General features: G+C 49.5%; 18 protein-coding genes and 1 pseudogene. 7 read left to right on the forward strand and 12 right to left on the reverse strand.

The window, feature by feature from the left end:
• The 3 genes from AXFE_RS15910 to AXFE_RS15920 form a co-directional block, all read right to left on the reverse strand.
• Positions 1–510: IS66 family transposase (locus tag AXFE_RS15910; RefSeq protein WP_455423343.1), on the reverse strand; the 510-nt coding region annotated here is incomplete at its 3' end.
• A gap of 95 nt (positions 511–605) precedes the next feature.
• Positions 606–1358 (reverse strand): GAF and ANTAR domain-containing protein, encoded by a 753-nt coding sequence (locus AXFE_RS15915; RefSeq protein WP_052606926.1) that lies wholly within the window; start codon positions 1356–1358, stop codon positions 606–608.
• Between the two features lie 74 nt (positions 1359–1432).
• Complete coding sequence (locus tag AXFE_RS15920) at positions 1433–2191, reverse strand: GAF and ANTAR domain-containing protein (RefSeq protein WP_052606927.1); 759 nt, start codon at positions 2189–2191, stop codon at positions 1433–1435.
• 548 nt (positions 2192–2739) lie between these two features.
• Here AXFE_RS15920 and AXFE_RS15925 point away from each other — a divergent pair.
• Complete coding sequence (locus AXFE_RS15925; RefSeq protein WP_052606928.1) at positions 2740–2931, forward strand: transposase; 192 nt, start codon at positions 2740–2742, stop codon at positions 2929–2931.
• Positions 2932–2991: 60 nt separating this feature from the next.
• On the opposite strand, the gene AXFE_RS19590 is transcribed toward AXFE_RS15925, so the two are convergent.
• A complete protein-coding gene (locus tag AXFE_RS19590; RefSeq protein ID WP_152626160.1) occupies positions 2992–3237 on the reverse strand; it encodes a hypothetical protein in 246 nt (81 codons plus the stop codon).
• Positions 3238–3559: 322 nt separating this feature from the next.
• On the opposite strand from AXFE_RS19590, the gene AXFE_RS20155 reads away from it, so the two are divergent.
• A complete protein-coding gene (locus tag AXFE_RS20155) occupies positions 3560–3724 on the forward strand; it encodes a hypothetical protein (protein ID WP_160291902.1) in 165 nt (54 codons plus the stop codon).
• A gap of 584 nt (positions 3725–4308) precedes the next feature.
• On the opposite strand, the gene AXFE_RS20505 is transcribed toward AXFE_RS20155, so the two are convergent.
• Positions 4309–4542, reverse strand: a complete 234-nt coding sequence (locus AXFE_RS20505) for a type II toxin-antitoxin system death-on-curing family toxin (protein ID WP_201732517.1) — start codon at positions 4540–4542, stop codon at positions 4309–4311.
• Between the two features lie 31 nt (positions 4543–4573).
• Positions 4574–4780 carry a ribbon-helix-helix protein, CopG family gene (locus AXFE_RS15935; RefSeq protein ID WP_052606929.1) on the reverse strand — a complete coding sequence of 69 codons (207 nt, stop codon included), beginning with the start codon at positions 4778–4780 and terminating at the stop codon, positions 4574–4576.
• 210 nt (positions 4781–4990) lie between these two features.
• Between AXFE_RS15935 and AXFE_RS20160 the strand changes: the two genes are divergently transcribed.
• Positions 4991–5164 carry a hypothetical protein gene (locus AXFE_RS20160; RefSeq protein ID WP_160291903.1) on the forward strand — a complete coding sequence of 58 codons (174 nt, stop codon included), beginning with the start codon at positions 4991–4993 and terminating at the stop codon, positions 5162–5164.
• Positions 5165–5918: 754 nt separating this feature from the next.
• Complete coding sequence (locus AXFE_RS15940) at positions 5919–6296, forward strand: hypothetical protein (RefSeq protein ID WP_052606930.1); 378 nt, start codon at positions 5919–5921, stop codon at positions 6294–6296.
• 898 nt (positions 6297–7194) lie between these two features.
• Here the strand turns inward: AXFE_RS15940 and AXFE_RS21105 are convergent.
• From AXFE_RS21105 to AXFE_RS15960, 3 genes and pseudogenes are all read right to left on the reverse strand, one after another.
• Positions 7195–7608, reverse strand: a complete 414-nt coding sequence (locus tag AXFE_RS21105) for a tyrosine-protein phosphatase (RefSeq protein ID WP_052606932.1) — start codon at positions 7606–7608, stop codon at positions 7195–7197.
• A gap of 32 nt (positions 7609–7640) precedes the next feature.
• Positions 7641–7982: a tyrosine-protein phosphatase gene (locus AXFE_RS21110; RefSeq protein WP_052606933.1), complete on the reverse strand. Its 342-nt coding sequence runs from the start codon at positions 7980–7982 to the stop codon at positions 7641–7643.
• A gap of 30 nt (positions 7983–8012) precedes the next feature.
• Positions 8013–9196: pseudogene (locus AXFE_RS15960) on the reverse strand (thiolase family protein).
• Positions 9197–9305: 109 nt separating this feature from the next.
• Between AXFE_RS15960 and AXFE_RS19595 the strand changes: the two are divergent.
• Entirely contained in the window at positions 9306–10055 is a 750-nt protein-coding gene (locus tag AXFE_RS19595) for a FadR/GntR family transcriptional regulator (protein WP_160291904.1), read from the forward strand.
• 133 nt (positions 10056–10188) lie between these two features.
• On the opposite strand, the gene AXFE_RS15970 is transcribed toward AXFE_RS19595, so the two are convergent.
• From AXFE_RS15970 to AXFE_RS15980, 3 genes are all read right to left on the reverse strand, one after another.
• Entirely contained in the window at positions 10189–10479 is a 291-nt protein-coding gene (locus AXFE_RS15970) for a putative quinol monooxygenase (RefSeq protein ID WP_052606935.1), read from the reverse strand.
• A gap of 804 nt (positions 10480–11283) precedes the next feature.
• Positions 11284–12498 (reverse strand): exonuclease domain-containing protein, encoded by a 1215-nt coding sequence (locus AXFE_RS15975; RefSeq protein ID WP_052606936.1) that lies wholly within the window; start codon positions 12496–12498, stop codon positions 11284–11286.
• Between the two features lie 574 nt (positions 12499–13072).
• The gene (locus AXFE_RS15980) at positions 13073–14509 is read right to left on the reverse strand and encodes a methyl-accepting chemotaxis protein (RefSeq protein WP_160291905.1); all 1437 of its coding nucleotides are present in this window, start codon (positions 14507–14509) and stop codon (positions 13073–13075) included.
• Between the two features lie 917 nt (positions 14510–15426).
• On the opposite strand from AXFE_RS15980, the gene AXFE_RS20165 reads away from it, so the two are divergent.
• Together AXFE_RS20165 and AXFE_RS18740 are read left to right on the forward strand one after the other, a co-directional pair.
• Positions 15427–16011, forward strand: coding sequence for a hypothetical protein (locus AXFE_RS20165; protein ID WP_052606938.1), 585 nt, complete (start codon positions 15427–15429; stop codon positions 16009–16011).
• Positions 15911–16282: helix-turn-helix domain-containing protein (locus AXFE_RS18740; RefSeq protein WP_235347880.1), on the forward strand; the 372-nt coding region annotated here is incomplete at its 3' end. The genes AXFE_RS20165 and AXFE_RS18740, both read left to right, overlap by 101 nt.

Consider the following 16282-nt stretch of genomic DNA (forward strand, 5'->3'; position numbering starts at 1 on the left):
GGTGCGCCACGCTACGACCCCCTTGGTCGCCTTGCAGTTACATCCTCTCCGGTACGTCGGACGGATATGGTCGATGACCCGGACTATCACCTCGACGTCGATCTCCTCGCAGCGTTCCTCTCCGAAAGGCGCATAAGGCGCACCACAGCTCCCACAGACCAACAGCTTGGAATCGGGCTCATGGATCTGTTGTACGCGTGGTAGGTGGTCATAGCTGCGTCGACCATGGCCGCGGTGCCCGAGTTGTTGACCTCTCTTGCGCCTTGGCACCTCATCAGGCTCAGGGTCGCTACTTTCTTCCAAGGCGCCTATTGGTTCTGCGTTCACATCCTGAGCCATCTTCGCCCGTTCGGAGCGACGCCCGAAAGCCTGTTTGGTTAGCTCGACGATCTTGGCTGTGAGTGCATCCACTTTGGCAGACAACTCGTCACGCTCGGACCTAAGGACGACGTTCTCGGCCTCCAGCGAAACGATCCGCTCGTTGTCGTATTGGCGCACTGTTTTTGCCACGTAACTATAACTATCACAATTAAAGCGCCGTGTCCAGCCACCCTAGGCCACAGAGGATAGGCCAGCTACCCCAACCTTACGCCATCATCGAGTGTCTACAGCACCGCTTGTTTGACGGGATCACCGAATGTGTACTCCAAATCATTCGCTTGAAGCGTTCCCGCCACGATGGCCGAGGCGACCAAAGTGATACCTTCGTTGTGATTGCGTGAATGAGCACGGAGTCGCCCAAACGCTTGGTCCATTCTGCACTGCGTCGCTTCGGCAATGATGCCCTTCGCTTGTTCGATGACTATGCGACTGGTGAGAGCGTGATCGAGTTGCTCATTGAGCGAGGTGGCGTCGAGCATCGCGCGGTGTTGAAGGATGGCGATGGTCGCCACGTGAGCGAGGCCTTGCGCGGCGGCAATGTCTCCGTCTTCCATCGGTCCCTGCAATGTTCGAAAGAGATTGAGAGCGCCAATGGTACGTCCCCGCAGTCGAAGGGGAAGGCTGTGCACCGAGTGGAAGCCGTGCTTGATTGCTCGCGGTGCAAAGAGCGGCCAACGTCCGTTCGCCTCGCTGAGGGCCACATTCACTACGGCTACACCGCTCCGGTAGCAGTCCATGCACGGACCTTCATTCGTTTGGATCTGGAAGAGCTCAAGCACGCGCATCGATTCGCTCGAGGAAGCTACGAACTGCAGTTCTCCACCGGGTGAAGCCAGCAAGACCCCAGCGGCGTCCACCTCCAAGGCTTCGACGCAGCGATCACTCAGGGTCGTGAGAATGTTGATGATGTCGAAGCTGTCAACGAGATTGTCGGCCAACTCGACCAGCGTGCTGACTATCAGTGATTCTCTACTCATAATTCCCTCGTCTTGCTGGGTTCCCCCAAGAACGGTCGGCGACCCTTGAGGATGAACTACCGGATGCCTCTACACTAATTCCCATATTCCTCGTATTCCCTGTTTTTCGGGTCTGTTTCTAGCCAGACCCTAGACTGAAAGTCAAACCGAGTGCCACGGTCGATGATTCGATGCGCGAGTTCGGATGGAGATATATCCACAGCAAACGCGTGTGCGCGAAGCATGATCAGGGCGTCTTTCACCGAAAGCTTAGCCTGCACCGAAAGTATCCCCGAGGCTTGGTGCACGGAGAAATCAAAGGTGGACTGGCCCTGGAGTTCGTTGGCGATGGCGCCTCTGGGGACACCGGTTTGCATCACCAGAACAGCGCGGCCGATGACCGAAGCCATGAGATAGGCACTTGAGGACTGCTCCTCGCTGAGCGGCCCCGTGCTGTCGCGGTACAGACTCAAGGCGCCAAAGACAACTGCCCCAATATGGATGGGGAAGCCAAAGACCGCTCGAGCTCCGAGCTTGACCGCCTCGGGCGAATAGAACGTCCAACGCTGCCCGCCTTCGCCCATGAGGTCAGAGACTTCGCTGGCCGTGCCGTTCTGGCTCGCATCGTGTCCCGGTCCCTCATTGAAAGTCATCTCGAGGTCCAATAAACCTTGCGCTACGTCATTGCTCGCGCAAAGTTGTTCTTGGCCGCCGTCCTCCGAAGTAATGGAAATGCCGGCGCCACTCAGTTCGGTTATCTCTTTCGCGACGGAACAGAGTGACGAGCCATGGGGATCTTCACTCTCGTGGTTTGCCATGAGAGTGAAGATATCGATTAGACGTTCAGTAGACACGATGACCTCTCAACGCGACCGTGCCCGTCACGAGATTCTCAATAGCTGCTGGCTCCATCGAGGGAGTCTCCTCATGTTGCAAAAACGCTCGATGAGTGCTTGCTCCAGCGCATTAGGACTTCTGTAAACCATGACTGTAGCTCCTTTGCCTTCTGTGATCCTACCCAGAGAAAGTGGACGATTCAGAACCATATAACGTCGTACTCAAAGACTGACAGATTATCAGGAATAGCTCTCTAGAAGTGACGTGCCTCAAAGCCGGAGTCAAAATGAACATCGCCTTGGCTGGTTTATCAGCATCTCCTGTTTTGGCCACTTCAAGCGGTAAGCGTTTTGAACTACTCAAAGAGAACGACATTCATCAAATAAACCTACCAATCCAATGAAGAAGACAGGCGTGGTCGTAATCTTGCCGTCACGGTTATCATGAATGTCTCTGAAGAGAGATGTGGATGACACTTGTGAGACAGGTTGAAACGGTCATCTAGCTCAGCAAACCATCGCAACGATGGTTTGCTGAGCTAGAAAGGCAGTTCAATGGGGACATTATGATAGCGACAAATCCCCCAACCGCCGCCACTCTCCTCGACAAGACGATCGCCGACTGTCTTGTCGAGGAGGTGCCGGAGATCGTCACTTTGGACAGGACGCTCTTGGGTTGGAGGACCGAAATCCTCAACCACCACCTCACCGGCGCTTCGAACTGCCCAACGGAGGGTCTGAATCTGCTCATAAAGTAAGGCGAAGCGGGCCGACCATGGGTTCCACGAGTGAGATCACTATCGGCCAAGGGCATTGCTCTACACTGGGGGTTTCAACTGGCCGTCCCGACCGTTTTTTCTACGGATCCGAAAGCGTCGTGCCCTGCTTTGACGCGGAGAGTCGGTTTGGTCGGTCGAACTCGGTGGAGTGGGGGCTAGGAATGTAGGCAACGATCCCCAGTCGACCGAAAGAACGGGATGTACGAACTGGTTCCACTGGCTTTGAATCATGCTTTCGGCAGCGTCTAATGACCCGTCGTCGGGAATTATTGTATTTTCACTCATGCCGTCCTCCTCGGTAGAAATCACCGAGGTTCTGGAGTGATAATATTAATTGTACTCTTCCCCAGACATTTTAGCAAGTACCAAGGGTTAAAAAAAGGCATTACGTTTATTTGACGAAGAGGCCATGGGCCGGATTGCTCTGGGGCTCCTGACTTGCGTGCGTGGGCGCAGTACCCTTTCGGTTCTCGCCTATTGGGCGTGTGGCACCTTCGGTGGGTTGGTTTTGGATCACCGATAGATTGCGCCCAAGGCCTTCTGGGATCCATTGTTCCTGAGTCCATTCTACGCCCTCTTAAGGGGTGGCACATTTCAGCGAGAATGGGTGGCAAGTTTCGCAGGAATATGCGCCATTCATCTGCTCATGGTTGGTCTTGCAGACAAACGTCGGATCCCACTTGGAGTAAAGGCTCCTAATTCTACGACTCCCAACGCCATCGCCGACCTCGAAGACAACTCGGCCAACTCCCTCGATAGCATCGATGCATGAATGCGCAGGATTGAGCAAATCATCGATCTTCAAACGCGATTGCTGACTAATCAAGCTTCGGGACCCTGTCAACGCCGACCGAGTCCTACCGAATGCACGCTATCGCAGAGACGACGTCCATCTCTCCCGGACTCAAGCACACGGGTACACCGGGCTCAAGGGGCCGTCTACTGTCCTGTGAATCATCCCGGGCAGAAGCGCCTCCCGAGATTGTGGCGTCATAATGTGGATCGATCAAGGTGGCCCTGACGAGACAACCAAAGTAATCCGATACATTCAACGCTTAGCTAATGGCTTATCTTAGGCATTGGATGCTTGAAGGAACCGGTTCTCCCTGTCTCGGCTATCCTGTCTTGCCCACATTTCTGCCCACATTTTCACGCGTTAAGCTATGCGAACGTGCCTTGGGCGGCCGACCTACAAGGCTCCGACATGGGCTCATGTGTTTAGACACATCGATAGATTGTTGGTGAATGTAACTTTTAGATCAGTGGCTTGAGACTAAGTCGTTGGGAAATTTCTTCAACGTCAAATCTTGAACTTGCAATTTCATAGACAAGCTTGAATGCATCGTCGTCACCAAGTTAGGGTGCGTAGCCGTTCAGATCGCAAAAAACTACAGTGCTGAGCCATGCGAGACGTTTGTTACCATCTGTTAGGGCATGATTCTTTGTTATGGATTGAAGGAGTGCAGCTGCCTTGAAACTAAAAGTTGCATATGCTTCCTCGCCATGAAACCGAGAACGTGGCCTATTTATTGCCGAGTCCAACAATCCCACATCACGAATCGGGCCAATATCGAGCCTTCTAATCATCATGAAGAGTTCCTCAAGCTCGAGGTATTCAAACTCACGATGAACCAAGTCGCTCCAAGACGTCGCTCCAACGTGCCAACAAGCGCTCCGTCGACTCATCAACTCGTGCACGATGACCATTCCTCTCAAGGCGGTCGAGCACTGCCCGACGGATCACCTCCTGACGAGAGATTCCTTCGAGTTCCGAGAGTGCGGTGAGCGCATGCTCAAGAATTGCATCTGTTCTAAGGGTCAAAGCCATATCCCTATGGTACCGTTTCAGTATCAAATTTCAACTTCTAGCCGCAAAATTCGCCATAACACCTTGACGGCCACGCCACTGACTATTAGAGATTCAGACGAACGCACTTGAGACGATCAATTTAATCGCTCGTTGAGCGGTCTATCACGACACTGCACTCCATTGGATCAATCTTGTCTCCTGCTCGAAGAAGTTCGATATTGGAAGCTCATGACTGCCGGACTAATTGAATACGCCGACACTAAATTGGTTCTGCACTCCAAGCCCGAATTAATCACCGATGCTTTTCGAACGGAATCTGACTCTTCCAATCTGGTCGCCCTGGGCCATAAGTCGCAAATTGCGAGTTCAGCGCTTCAAGTTGATCGCACTCGTCGAAGCTAACTACTAAACCGCCTGGCGCGGAGTCGAGGTCGAAGAGCAGGCCGAACTTCACAACAGCCTTACATTCGTCGACGCTCGTTATCCCTCGCCAGTTGCGCTGAGGGTCGGGAATAAACTCGGCGTTACCAAGAACCTAGCGAGTCGGACCACGTTGGTCGCGATGCCTGCTCTCTCTAGGTCGACTTGATCGCAGCCATCGGTTGTGTCGTTGTGGATGACTTCTGCTTGCAAGCAGATCCAACCGGGGCTAATTCGCAGAGTAGCACAAACTCGAGCGCTCTCCAGAGGTGGTACGCGCTTCAGAGAAGCGCTTCCTCGCCAGTTTGTCGGGCCGTGCTAGAGCAGGGAGGATCACTCATAACCGCAGCGGACCTCCTTTGACTACTCTGCCGCATCTTCTCCTCGGACGCCGACCTTCTACAGGTCACCGATAAACAACTAATTATTAATCGAAACATCTACCATGCCGGGGCTTGGACGGTGGCAAATAGCGCTTCGTTACGCCTTTAGAGGTTGATTGAGCATCTGGTAGAGAGACTTTTAGGGGAACTAGTTGACTCTAGACATTGGATCCGTTAAGCTGTTTTCAATAAACTTCTTTAAATCCACGTCGCAGGTTGGTCGCCCTAGGGAATTTCGGTGATCGAATCTGAAGAATTCCCCGTGATTCCAAATACAGTGTCCATACAACGCAGGTCTCAGCTCACTTCAGGGTGAACTTATCACCGATTTGCCCGAAAAATAGGAGGACCATATGAAAACAGAGAACTGGAAGGAAGAGCCAGAGGACAAGGACTATCCAGCAGCACTCAACTATTTGTCTCTCTTGACCGATCCCCGCGAAGCAAAGAAAATCGTAAAGGCATTAAAAGCGAGCTCGCAGATCGACCACTTTGCGGCAAAGGACCTCCTTCGGGCCAGCGGCCTGCCCTGTTTGGGCGCCGATGACCACGAAGTGGAAAAGGATCTGGACAAGGTGAAGTCCGGCGAGAAACTCTCCCCCGTACTACTGGTGCGAGGTGCGCCGCTCTGGGTCGCCGACGGCTACCACCGCATCTGCGCTAGCTATCACCTGTGCGAGGATGAGGTTGTCCCGTGTCTAATAGTTGATCGAATCAAGACTGTCCAATAACTATGAGCAGTCTCTCGGCTATCACGTTCGAACGAGAGATGACAAGCGTGAATCGAGACCGCAGCTGGTCCGTGGCACCACCAGTTGCGAGGACGGTCTGACACCCGCCTAAGAGGCTCCGCAACATGAGACCCAAATCTGGTTGGCGACGATTATGATGTGCATCTTCTTTATCTATTTGGCTCCCCTGTTGGGATGGCGTCTTTTCGCCCACTCGCACAGCATTATCCATTGCTGGCGATCTAAAGATGAAAAAGCATTTTTTAACAATTACATGGCGATGAAAGCTCGTCTATCTCCGTATTACCGAGTGCAGCCGTTTGTCGGATTCTTCTGCTACTACGTCTTGTTGGTAAGACGAGCTTCGATAACTGAGATCTAACCGCATCCAGGTTTCTGGGTCTTCAGATTTAACGGTGGAAAGTTAAACTGTAGTTGCGATTACTGCTCAGGTCCTATACCATAGAGATAACCGTTCCGTTCTTTAATTGTCCGTTGCGCAACGATAGTGATATCGTTATTGGTCTTGCTGTTAATCGAGCAATAACGTCTTATGACCCTAAGGTATAAAAGACCTTCAGCCGAAGAATAGGACAAACGTGCAATCCATACTGACAGTCACCGCTTTCCCGATTGACAATGTCCCAAAATCCCAAACCAAGCTTTCATCGCGTCCATAATTAGCGCAAACCTTTGCATTCACTCAACTAAAGATCAAAAAATTCAGAGTTACAGGAGGCTTCGAAACTCGGCCAAGGCTTACAGCAACCTAATTTGTGTACCCCTAGAAGTCCTACCAGCTGTTAAACAGATGTTGTCCTCCTCAGGTCGCCTAATTGATTGTCAAATTAAGTCTGAAGACCTATCAAAATTGCACAGTCGATGAATTACCCAACATTCAGGTGTACTGCCAACGATCATAACTGCAAAATAGGCAGCTTTCGCTCTCTAAAAAAACAATGAGAAAATCGGAAAGGTAAAACCCAACAGAGTGGCTAGCGCCGAGCTGCTCTATCGCATCCACAGAGACACCCTTTTGTAGTACCCACTCATGTGCTCCACCATAGCGAGAATTTAGCACTCTTAGGAAAGTCTCGATCGTTCTGGGCTCACACCTATCTATCTCCTCAGGGAGATTCTCCATATTATTGGCATAGCGCGGCCAAGTCCTAAATCGTTGAACTACTCGATCCATATTTTCCGCAGTCTTCAAATAATCGAGCGCAGCTGCCTCTTCCGGTACGCCTATCAGAAAGAGTACCAGGGCTACAAGGACACCAGTTCGATCCTTACCTGCCGCGCAGTGAACCACAGTTGGATGTTAAACCAGCGAACCTAATAGGTTTATAGCCAAAACAAATTCTCATCTGACTCCAAGTGATCGAGGTATTGATTTACGGTCAATTCCCCAGGTTCACCGTGAGGGCTATCCACATCGATGAGTGGAAGGTTGACATAACATAATGGTCGCCGCCCAAGTAAACCTCGACCTTCCGATACTGCCTCTTGAGTCGAACGGAGATCGAGAACGCATCGCACTTTAAGATCCTCGCTGACAATCTTGACATCGTTGTCGGTTAGCTCCTGCAAGCTATCGCTACGAAAAAGTTGACCGGAAACAATTTGTCTGCCGTCGGAGGTTGTGATTCCTCCCAAGTCCCGAAAGTTGAAAGCACCCTCAAGCATTATTTAACGCTCCATATCGTCCAAAGTCGATCATTTACCTAACGCCTCAACCAAAGTTGCATTTGCCATTCCTCCACTTTCACACATTGTTACAACCCCTCTTCCTCCGCCGCGTCGAGTAAGGTCATCTATCAGCTGAGCGAAAAGACGAACTCCTGATGCACCCACAGGATGGCCATAAGCAATCGCTCCACCACTGACATTGAGAGAGTCGAGAGGAAGATCTAACTTCTTTTGATAAGCAAGAACCACCGAGGCAAATGCCTCGTTAACCTCAAAAAGATTGATATCTTTTATCTCCAGACCTGCCCGTTTCAAGAGTTTTTGAGTAGCTGGTATCACTCCAGTCAGCATCATGATGAGATCATCGCCCACAACGGAAAAACTAGTCAAATATCCTTTTACGATGAGGCCATTTTCTTTAGCAAAGGCTTCGCTTGCTATCAATGCAGCCCCTGCTCCATCTGAGATCTGCGAAGAGTTACCGGCGGTGAGACACCAAGAGATCTCGGGGAACCGCTCTGCCATCTCAGGTGTATAGAAGGCTGGGCGAAGCGATAACAATGCTTCCAGGGTCGAATTGGGACGAATTCCCTCGTCCTTTTGGACTACACGTCCTTGATTTTCAATTTGGATAATATCTTGTAGTTTAGATCCTTCGGTGATGGCACTTTGAGCCAGGAGATGCGACCGTAGAGAGTACTCATCCAACTGATCGCGCGAGATTTCAAATCTAGAAGCTATGAGCTCGGCTGAAACACCCTGGGGGATAAGTCCGGCCGGATAACGCGTTTGAAAGCGCGGACCCTTTTCGTCTTTTCCCATCCGGTTCGCCTTCATAGGCAAAAGTCCCATCATCTCTACGCCCCCGGCCACTGCCGCGTCATAAGCGCCAGCCATTACTCCTTGTGCTGCAAAGTGTATCGCTTGTTGGAATGAACCGCATTTACGATCGATAGAGACTGTGGGGACATCCTCAGAATATCCGCGGCTAGTACCGCATTTCTCGCGATATTGCCGGACTGCTCAGCCGCTGGTAGAGAACACCCAACTATTACGTCGTCGATCAAATTGGATTGAATACCACTTGGATCAACTATTGCTTCAAGACAGGTTGCTAGCAGGTCTACTGGATGGATACCCTCGAGTGCACCGCCTTCGCGGGCCTTTGCAAATGGAGTACGCACTATTTCAACTATGACGGCCCGCTTCATGAGGAGGTACCAAAAGGTATCGGGTAGTTCATCTACGAGAGGTCCTTTTGCTGATTATCTCCATTGCCATGTGGAGGCTGTAAAGGGCCCGGCAGAGAGAGACATCTATATGAACGTATCCGTAAAGACAATCGAGAAGATTATGGGGCTGATCGCCAACGGGGAATTCTGTCCAGGCCAGCGACCACCGTCAGAGAACGAACTCGCAGCTAAGTTTGGCCTCTCTAGAAGTTCCCTACGTGAGGCGACCAGCGCCTTAGTACAGCTGCGCGTTCTTGAGGTTCGCAAAGGAAGTGGAACTTATGTTTCGGGTCTAGGGCCAGAAGTTCTGATGAGTGGCCTTGGGTTAGGAGTTGACCTAGCTCAAGGAGACTCTCTTATAGAGATATTTGAAGTGCGACGACTCTTTGAACCTGTCGCGACAGCTTACGCGGCCCTCAAAATAAATGAAGAACAAGTCTCAAATCTTCGCCACAGCCTCGAACTTATGTACAAGGCGAATAACGTTGAGGAACTAATCGTCATTGACTTTGACTTTCACGAACAAATAATGGCCGTTACCGGCAATATGACCCTATGTGCACTCATGCGCGGTCTATCCACGAAAGCGCTTCGCGCAAGGATATGGTGCGGAATCTATCTAGGGGGAGTTCAGTCGTTTACCCTCGAGCAACACCGTAGAATAGTTGAAGCGTTGGCCGAAAGAAATCCCACGCTAGCATCGGCCGCATCAACAATACACGTCACCGAATCTGAGCGCTGGATCCGCTCGCTTATCGAGAGCGATCAAGCAGCCTTACACGCCCTTCATGAACACAGTTCTACGGTAAAAGATATCCAAAGCGCTGAACAGCACTGAGCCGAATCTGCGAGAGAGTCAACTGCCTTGGCTATCTTTGTAGCTATCTCTTCATAACTAGCGGCTTGAATCTACTGATCTGCCCTTGGCACTCGCTCGGCTCGCAGGTGTAGCCGAGCGGTACCTTCAAATACTAAATATCAGTGATTTCAAAGAGCGAAATCGCCGGAGGAGCGGAGAAAAACGTTCCCAAATCCGTGGCTCCATCTCCAGCTCTCCATTTTCCATAGGCAAAATAGTGCTCTTTGGATCGCCAGGTCTCTAGCAGCACATAATGAGTGGCATCCTTGAGATCGGCAACTACCTCGACACTCACGCAACCATCAAAAGCCCTGGTATCAACGAGGATTTCACTGAGTTTCTTTTTTCCTTGGTCGATTGCATTTTCATTGAGTTTAAATTCGAAAAGAACTTTTATTGCCATCGTTTATCTACCTTCACTATGGTTTCTTCATATCAAAGGTACTACCTTTCATTCTTAGAATGCACTCGAAATTGCTTTTGTATCAATTCCGAGGTCCTACCAATCTTTGGTCTTGGCCTTCATAATGTTTACGGCCAGAACATGCCTAAGTAGTTTTGTCGAATCCTAGTTTTCTTATACAGCAAGGCTTTTTGGCTTAATGAGACCAATAATCACCAATTTTGAATCCGCACTGTCAGCGTGACTCAATGAGACGTCATCCAGCTACACCCGATTTATTAAAAGATCGGCCATCCATACGATAAAGCAGGTTCATCTCAGCTAGCCAGAATTCAACTCGTAGCCGAAGCCATAATCAATGTCGAAGAAGCTAGCGTTTCAAAAGAGTTAAATAAGCGCGGCAATCGCCAAGACCTTGAACCTTTAGCCAGCACCGCAAGAGAGAACAGACACTACAAAACAACTGGACTTTGCAACTTTACAACTCTTGCATACATTAAAGTAGGGTTAGAGCTAATGGGCTCATCGCCATCGTGAACAAGGCAGAAAAGGGTCGCAAAACAAACGGTTCAATTCCATTTTCTAGAATCTTCTCCTAATGGCGAGGATTGTCAGGGTCTACCTTACTCTTACCTTGCGATTGAAAAGACCCTAGGGTAAATACCCCTAGGAGAGAGCCCTCGCATTGAGAACGGGGCCACAGCCCCACTTCTAAAGCAATAAGTTCCTGTCAGATCACTCTTCGGGACCAAGAAAAAAGGTCAATGGGGCGGCGAATAGCATCGTTACATGCGGGGAAAATAGCTAAAGGCCAATTAGGCCAGCGAACTGATCACCGCTAGCAATTTTGATCCCTAACTGTCGAGCTTTTTCCATCTTCGAAGACTGGGAGTTGACATCTCCCACTAACAACGTGCACCGCTTCTTGGTAACAGTGCCGTCAACCCTCCAACCTGCAGCTAAAGCTAACTGTTCCAACTTTGAACGTTCCACAAAGTGACCCTTTATGAAGATGTCTCCAGTGAAACAAACCGTCGGCGTCAACTCCGCACTTAGTTTACTCATATGAGTTGCGAACATGCTTCGATCGTTGATTCCAAGACGAGGAGCCAGAACCTTCATTAACTGTATCTCTGTCGCAGAATTTCCAGAGCCGACATCAGCCATCAGTGAAGTGAAAGCTTGCTCGTGAGCAAGGCTAATCTGATTGGGACTAAGCCCGAGACTAAGAGCTTCATTGTTCAACTCGCGTACCTCTTGTTCAGTTAGAACAAGATCGTCTAGTGCTAGGCCGAGCAAATCTAAATAAGGTAGTAAGGTCGGATCATCACAGACAATTTCAAGACGGTGCGCCTCTTGCAAGCGAACTACTTCGGTTACCTGCGCAACGTCGTCACGGGTTATCGCCAGGCCATATGTTGGCTTATGAAGATGACCAAGGCTTATGGTTGCCGGCTCACAGGCTGATGATAGTAATTTATTTGCACCCGATTCCAAAGATCTCATTAGGAGTTGCGCCGCAGCACGAGCATCATCTAGTGCTCTGTGTGCACTTTTTAGTGGAATCCCATACTCTTGGCAGGCCAAGTCGAGTCTCATCCTCGACAGTGAAAGTGTGCAAAGGCCCCTTCCAGGCTCGAATATTGCTCCTGCCCGAGTGAATTCAGAATCAATCATTCTTTGGTCGAAGGCAAGGTTGTGCGCCGATAGTATATATCCGTTGAGGCGATCGGCGACTTCATAGACGATCTCATCAAACGAGGGTGCTGCCGCAACCATGGAAGCCGTGATTCCGTGAATCCTAGTTGGCCCAACATCACGACCCGGATTTACCAATGTCTCAAATTCATCGAAAATCTCACAGGTTTGCGAATCCAGAAGAACGATACCAACCTCAACGATACGATCGTCCCTATAGAGGCCCGTGGTCTCGGTGTCAACGACCGCGACCTTCGCGGCAATTTTTTCAGGACTCCTAGTTGGAGAATTCGTATGGCTAATTGGTCTTGCTGTTTCCACGCCGAAATACTAGCGCCTGGAAAAGCCCGATGTAAATTCTAACGGAGAGAGCACCCTGCAACTCCGAAGTCCTGGATTCGGCTTTAAGTGAGACCCCCAAAGTGTACCACTGTCACTAATTAACGTGCGCATCTCCTTATTTATTTAGTGCTCATTTCGCTAGACCGGGCAGTTGTCGATAGGTGACTCTTGATGAATAATTCGCGAGTCATCGTAGGCAAATTACTTCACTTAGGTGTTAAATTATCATCGAAGCTACCCCTGCCACCTAGCTAACGCAAGCGACTGACGATTGTTAGGTCAACTGCAACGCTTCCGTTCAAATGACCCGCCACTGCCAATCTAACTTTTTCATTCCTTAATCCATGAAAGAAGCTGCCCGGCTAGGTGTTGAATACTGAGCTATGCGAGACGATAACTCGCATCGAAACCAGTGGCATAAAGAGGGCTACGTATGATGAGTAAGATCTAAAAGCGAGCATAGAGCATCAATAGGATAACATAAGGCCCCAGGTGTGAGGATGGGAGAACCAATCCGTAACCATTGTATAAATTGAGTCAGCAAAGCATAAATCTATGCCGTATATCCAATACGTAATCCGCCCCAGTGCAATCCATTCACCCATATGGGAGATGACACGTCCTTCATCAAAACATATTGGCCACCTCCCATATGTCGTCTATAGGTCTGCAAGTGCACCAAATCCTGGTTCTTAGCCACTGAAAGTCCCGTACGATCTTTATACATTAATCGATTCCTGCAGTTAGCAGCGTTCCAGATTGGATCAGGTCCTTGGGGTTTTGAGAATTTTAGATTATGGGTTGGCCCGAATCCATTCCGATCTGACGCTGCACAATACGCTATGCGCGCATCCATTTCCAAGGCTCTCTCCTGGGGCGCAACAAATAACTCATCCGTCAAGCGAACAAATTTAGTTAGGTACTGAGGAGGGTTGCTGCCAGCTATTGGAACATAGTCATCATCAAAGACCTCATCCTCACTGATCCTTCCGCTCGCGATAGCATTCTCTAAGAGACGCGACAAATCCGCTGCTGTATCTATCGCCAGCTTAATAAAGGGGGTGTCCACCGTATCGATCGCCGAGGCATTCGCCTTCTGCAACAGTACCTCAACGGCGTCTAGAAGGTCTGAACTCTTAGTTTTAGCTAGAACTAACTCCCTCGAGCTGCTTTCAACTCCTTCAATGAGCATGGACAGAGAACTATTGAATTGCGCCATCTGGCCACTGGAATCTTGGGCCGCACTTGCCATTTCACTAGCGTCCCGATCTACCTCTGAGACGGCGCTAGCTGCACCGGTGATAACTCCCGATATGGAGTTAGTTCCTGTCTCAGTATTACTTGCCCCATGGCGAGCCTTTTGGGCGCTGCGATCGAGGCTATTAACCCGCTCTGTCAACCCAGATAACTTCTCGCCTATAGAACCAGCCATCGAAATGGTCTGATCTGCTAAGTCTCTAATTGAATTTGCAATTACAGCGAACGACACTCCATGGACTCCGGAACGCACGGCTTCAATTCGGGCATTAAGAGCCAAGATATGCGTTTGTTGAGCTATTTGATCGATGCTGGCGGCAACGCTAGCTACAGATTGAAGTTCTACTCCGAGCTCTACTAGTTCGTCACTGGTGTTCGATACCCAAGCGGCTAAAGATCGTATTTCAGATAGCGAACTATCGACTGTGCCTTTTGAAGACTCTAAAAGGTTATCAACATCTTGGGCTACGACTTTAGTCTTCTGAGCAAGCTCAGAGACTCTCTCGTTAGAAAGAACAACATCGTTGGCGACTTCACCAATATTATGAAAATAACTAGTCTGCTCCTCGAGTTTAGTCGCAAGGCTATCTATTATTCCCCATATATCTACAACATGGATTCCGAGTGCCGATGCTAACGAGGAGACCTGGACCACCACAGCCTCTGGGCTTTCGAATTTAATTCGACCCAATTGCGCCCTTGACGCAGCCCTCCTGGTAGTACTCCTTGTCAAAAGTCGCACCATGAAACCACCTTCCAAGCAAAATGAGCTGTAAATCTTTATATCGGCTTAAGTCGTGTTTGATTTAGTTTGATCTTCGCTGAGCTAATGGCCGTAAAGTTGGAGTGTACTTCAATCCAATCTAAGAAAATACAACTCTTTATAGAGACCAAGTCTTCTGTGACTTAAATAATCCAATTAGCCAGAATATGACCGCATGTAAGCTGCTCCTTATCGTTGATTTTTATCATCGCCATTAAAGAACGCTTCTTTAGCATGGCTCGACGTGGGTCAAACCAATGATTTTCCTAAGGCGCCTTACCCACCGACCTCTTTTTGATAACTTCTATACAGTTGTATTCGATCTCGTTGGCGACAACTCGTTGGTTTCGATGAATCGGTAGATTTACCTGGTCCGAGTCGATGTCGAGTTTCCCGCTCTAAATTCACCATCAGAGCTAACATTTTGACAGACACCAGCCAAACAGTGATCCTAGATCCCACATCATTTACTCTTGGAGCAGACTGAGTAATAAAAGTAACTAAGCAAACTCGTTTGCACATCAATGGGCTCTACTAACTAAAATGCAGATGAAGGCCGATTTTAAAAGTAAAAATCGGCATCAGATTCAAGGGAACAACGACGTACCTTTCAGTGATAGCCCACGAAGACCCTAGCTCCTCGAATATCCAAATTTCGAAGGGCCTTAATAGCACACGGCTTTAAAGATAAAAATAGACGAAAGGCTTTTATGTTTAGATGGAATTCAACAAAGCCACGATTGGGCCACTAAGAATAAAGGTGACACTTCAACAAGAGATTCCGGCATCCCAAAGCATCCAACGCCCCGATAGGATACCCTCGCAGAATTAGCAATTTCTAGCATTATCCCAAGCGCTAGATCCATCTAATTCAATTGCGCAGATAAATGGCAAGATCAAGTGATCAATTTCGCCAAGGGCAGAAATCAGCATTTGGAATCCCCGAAATCAAAGACGATAGATCTCTCCATCAACCTATCGTCGACGGCTCACAGGCTGATGATACTAGTTTCTTTACGCCCGATTCTAGAGATCTCATTAGGAGTTGCGCCGCAGCGCGAGCATCATCCAATGCTCTTGTCCCCTCTCATAATTTCCCTGAAACTGAGGAATTAATCCCTTCTAAGGTTGTTCTCCTTGGTAAGGACATAACCTTGCAAGGGAGAACGATGCAAAGTCACACCGTTTCAGAGGAGCCAAACATTGATGCCAACCAGAGCAAGCCGCCCAAGAAGAGATCTGGACGACAAGCTTCGGTGGTTCCGCTCAGTCCCAAAGAACGTAGCGAATTAGAAGCAGTGGTAAGAAAGTCCACAGCTCCCATAGGACAGGTGGCAAGGGCCAGCATTGCCCTATGGAGTAACGAAGGGGTTGGACACCAACGAGATCGCGCAAAGACTTCAGATATCTACAGAGACGGTATGCAAATGGAAGCGGCGTTTTATCAACTACGGAGTGGAACTTCTCGATGACGCACCGAGAAGTGGAAAACCGAGAAGCATTGATGACGAAAAGATCGCCGAGATTCTAAGGATCACTTTGGAAGAAGACGCCCCCAGCTTGCTACCCCAGTGGTCGACGTCTTCAATGTCCAAGCGGATCGGGGTATCACCAGCGAGCATCTCACGTATCTGGAGAACCTTTGGCCTCAAGCCCCATGTCTTGGGATACTTCAACATCAGTACCGATCCGGCCTTTACCGAAAAGGTCCGCGACATAACTGGGATCTATCTCAATCCCCCT

Source organism: Acidithrix ferrooxidans, from assembly GCF_000949295.1.
GTDB classification, from domain to species: domain Bacteria; phylum Actinomycetota; class Acidimicrobiia; order Acidimicrobiales; family Acidimicrobiaceae; genus Acidithrix; species Acidithrix ferrooxidans.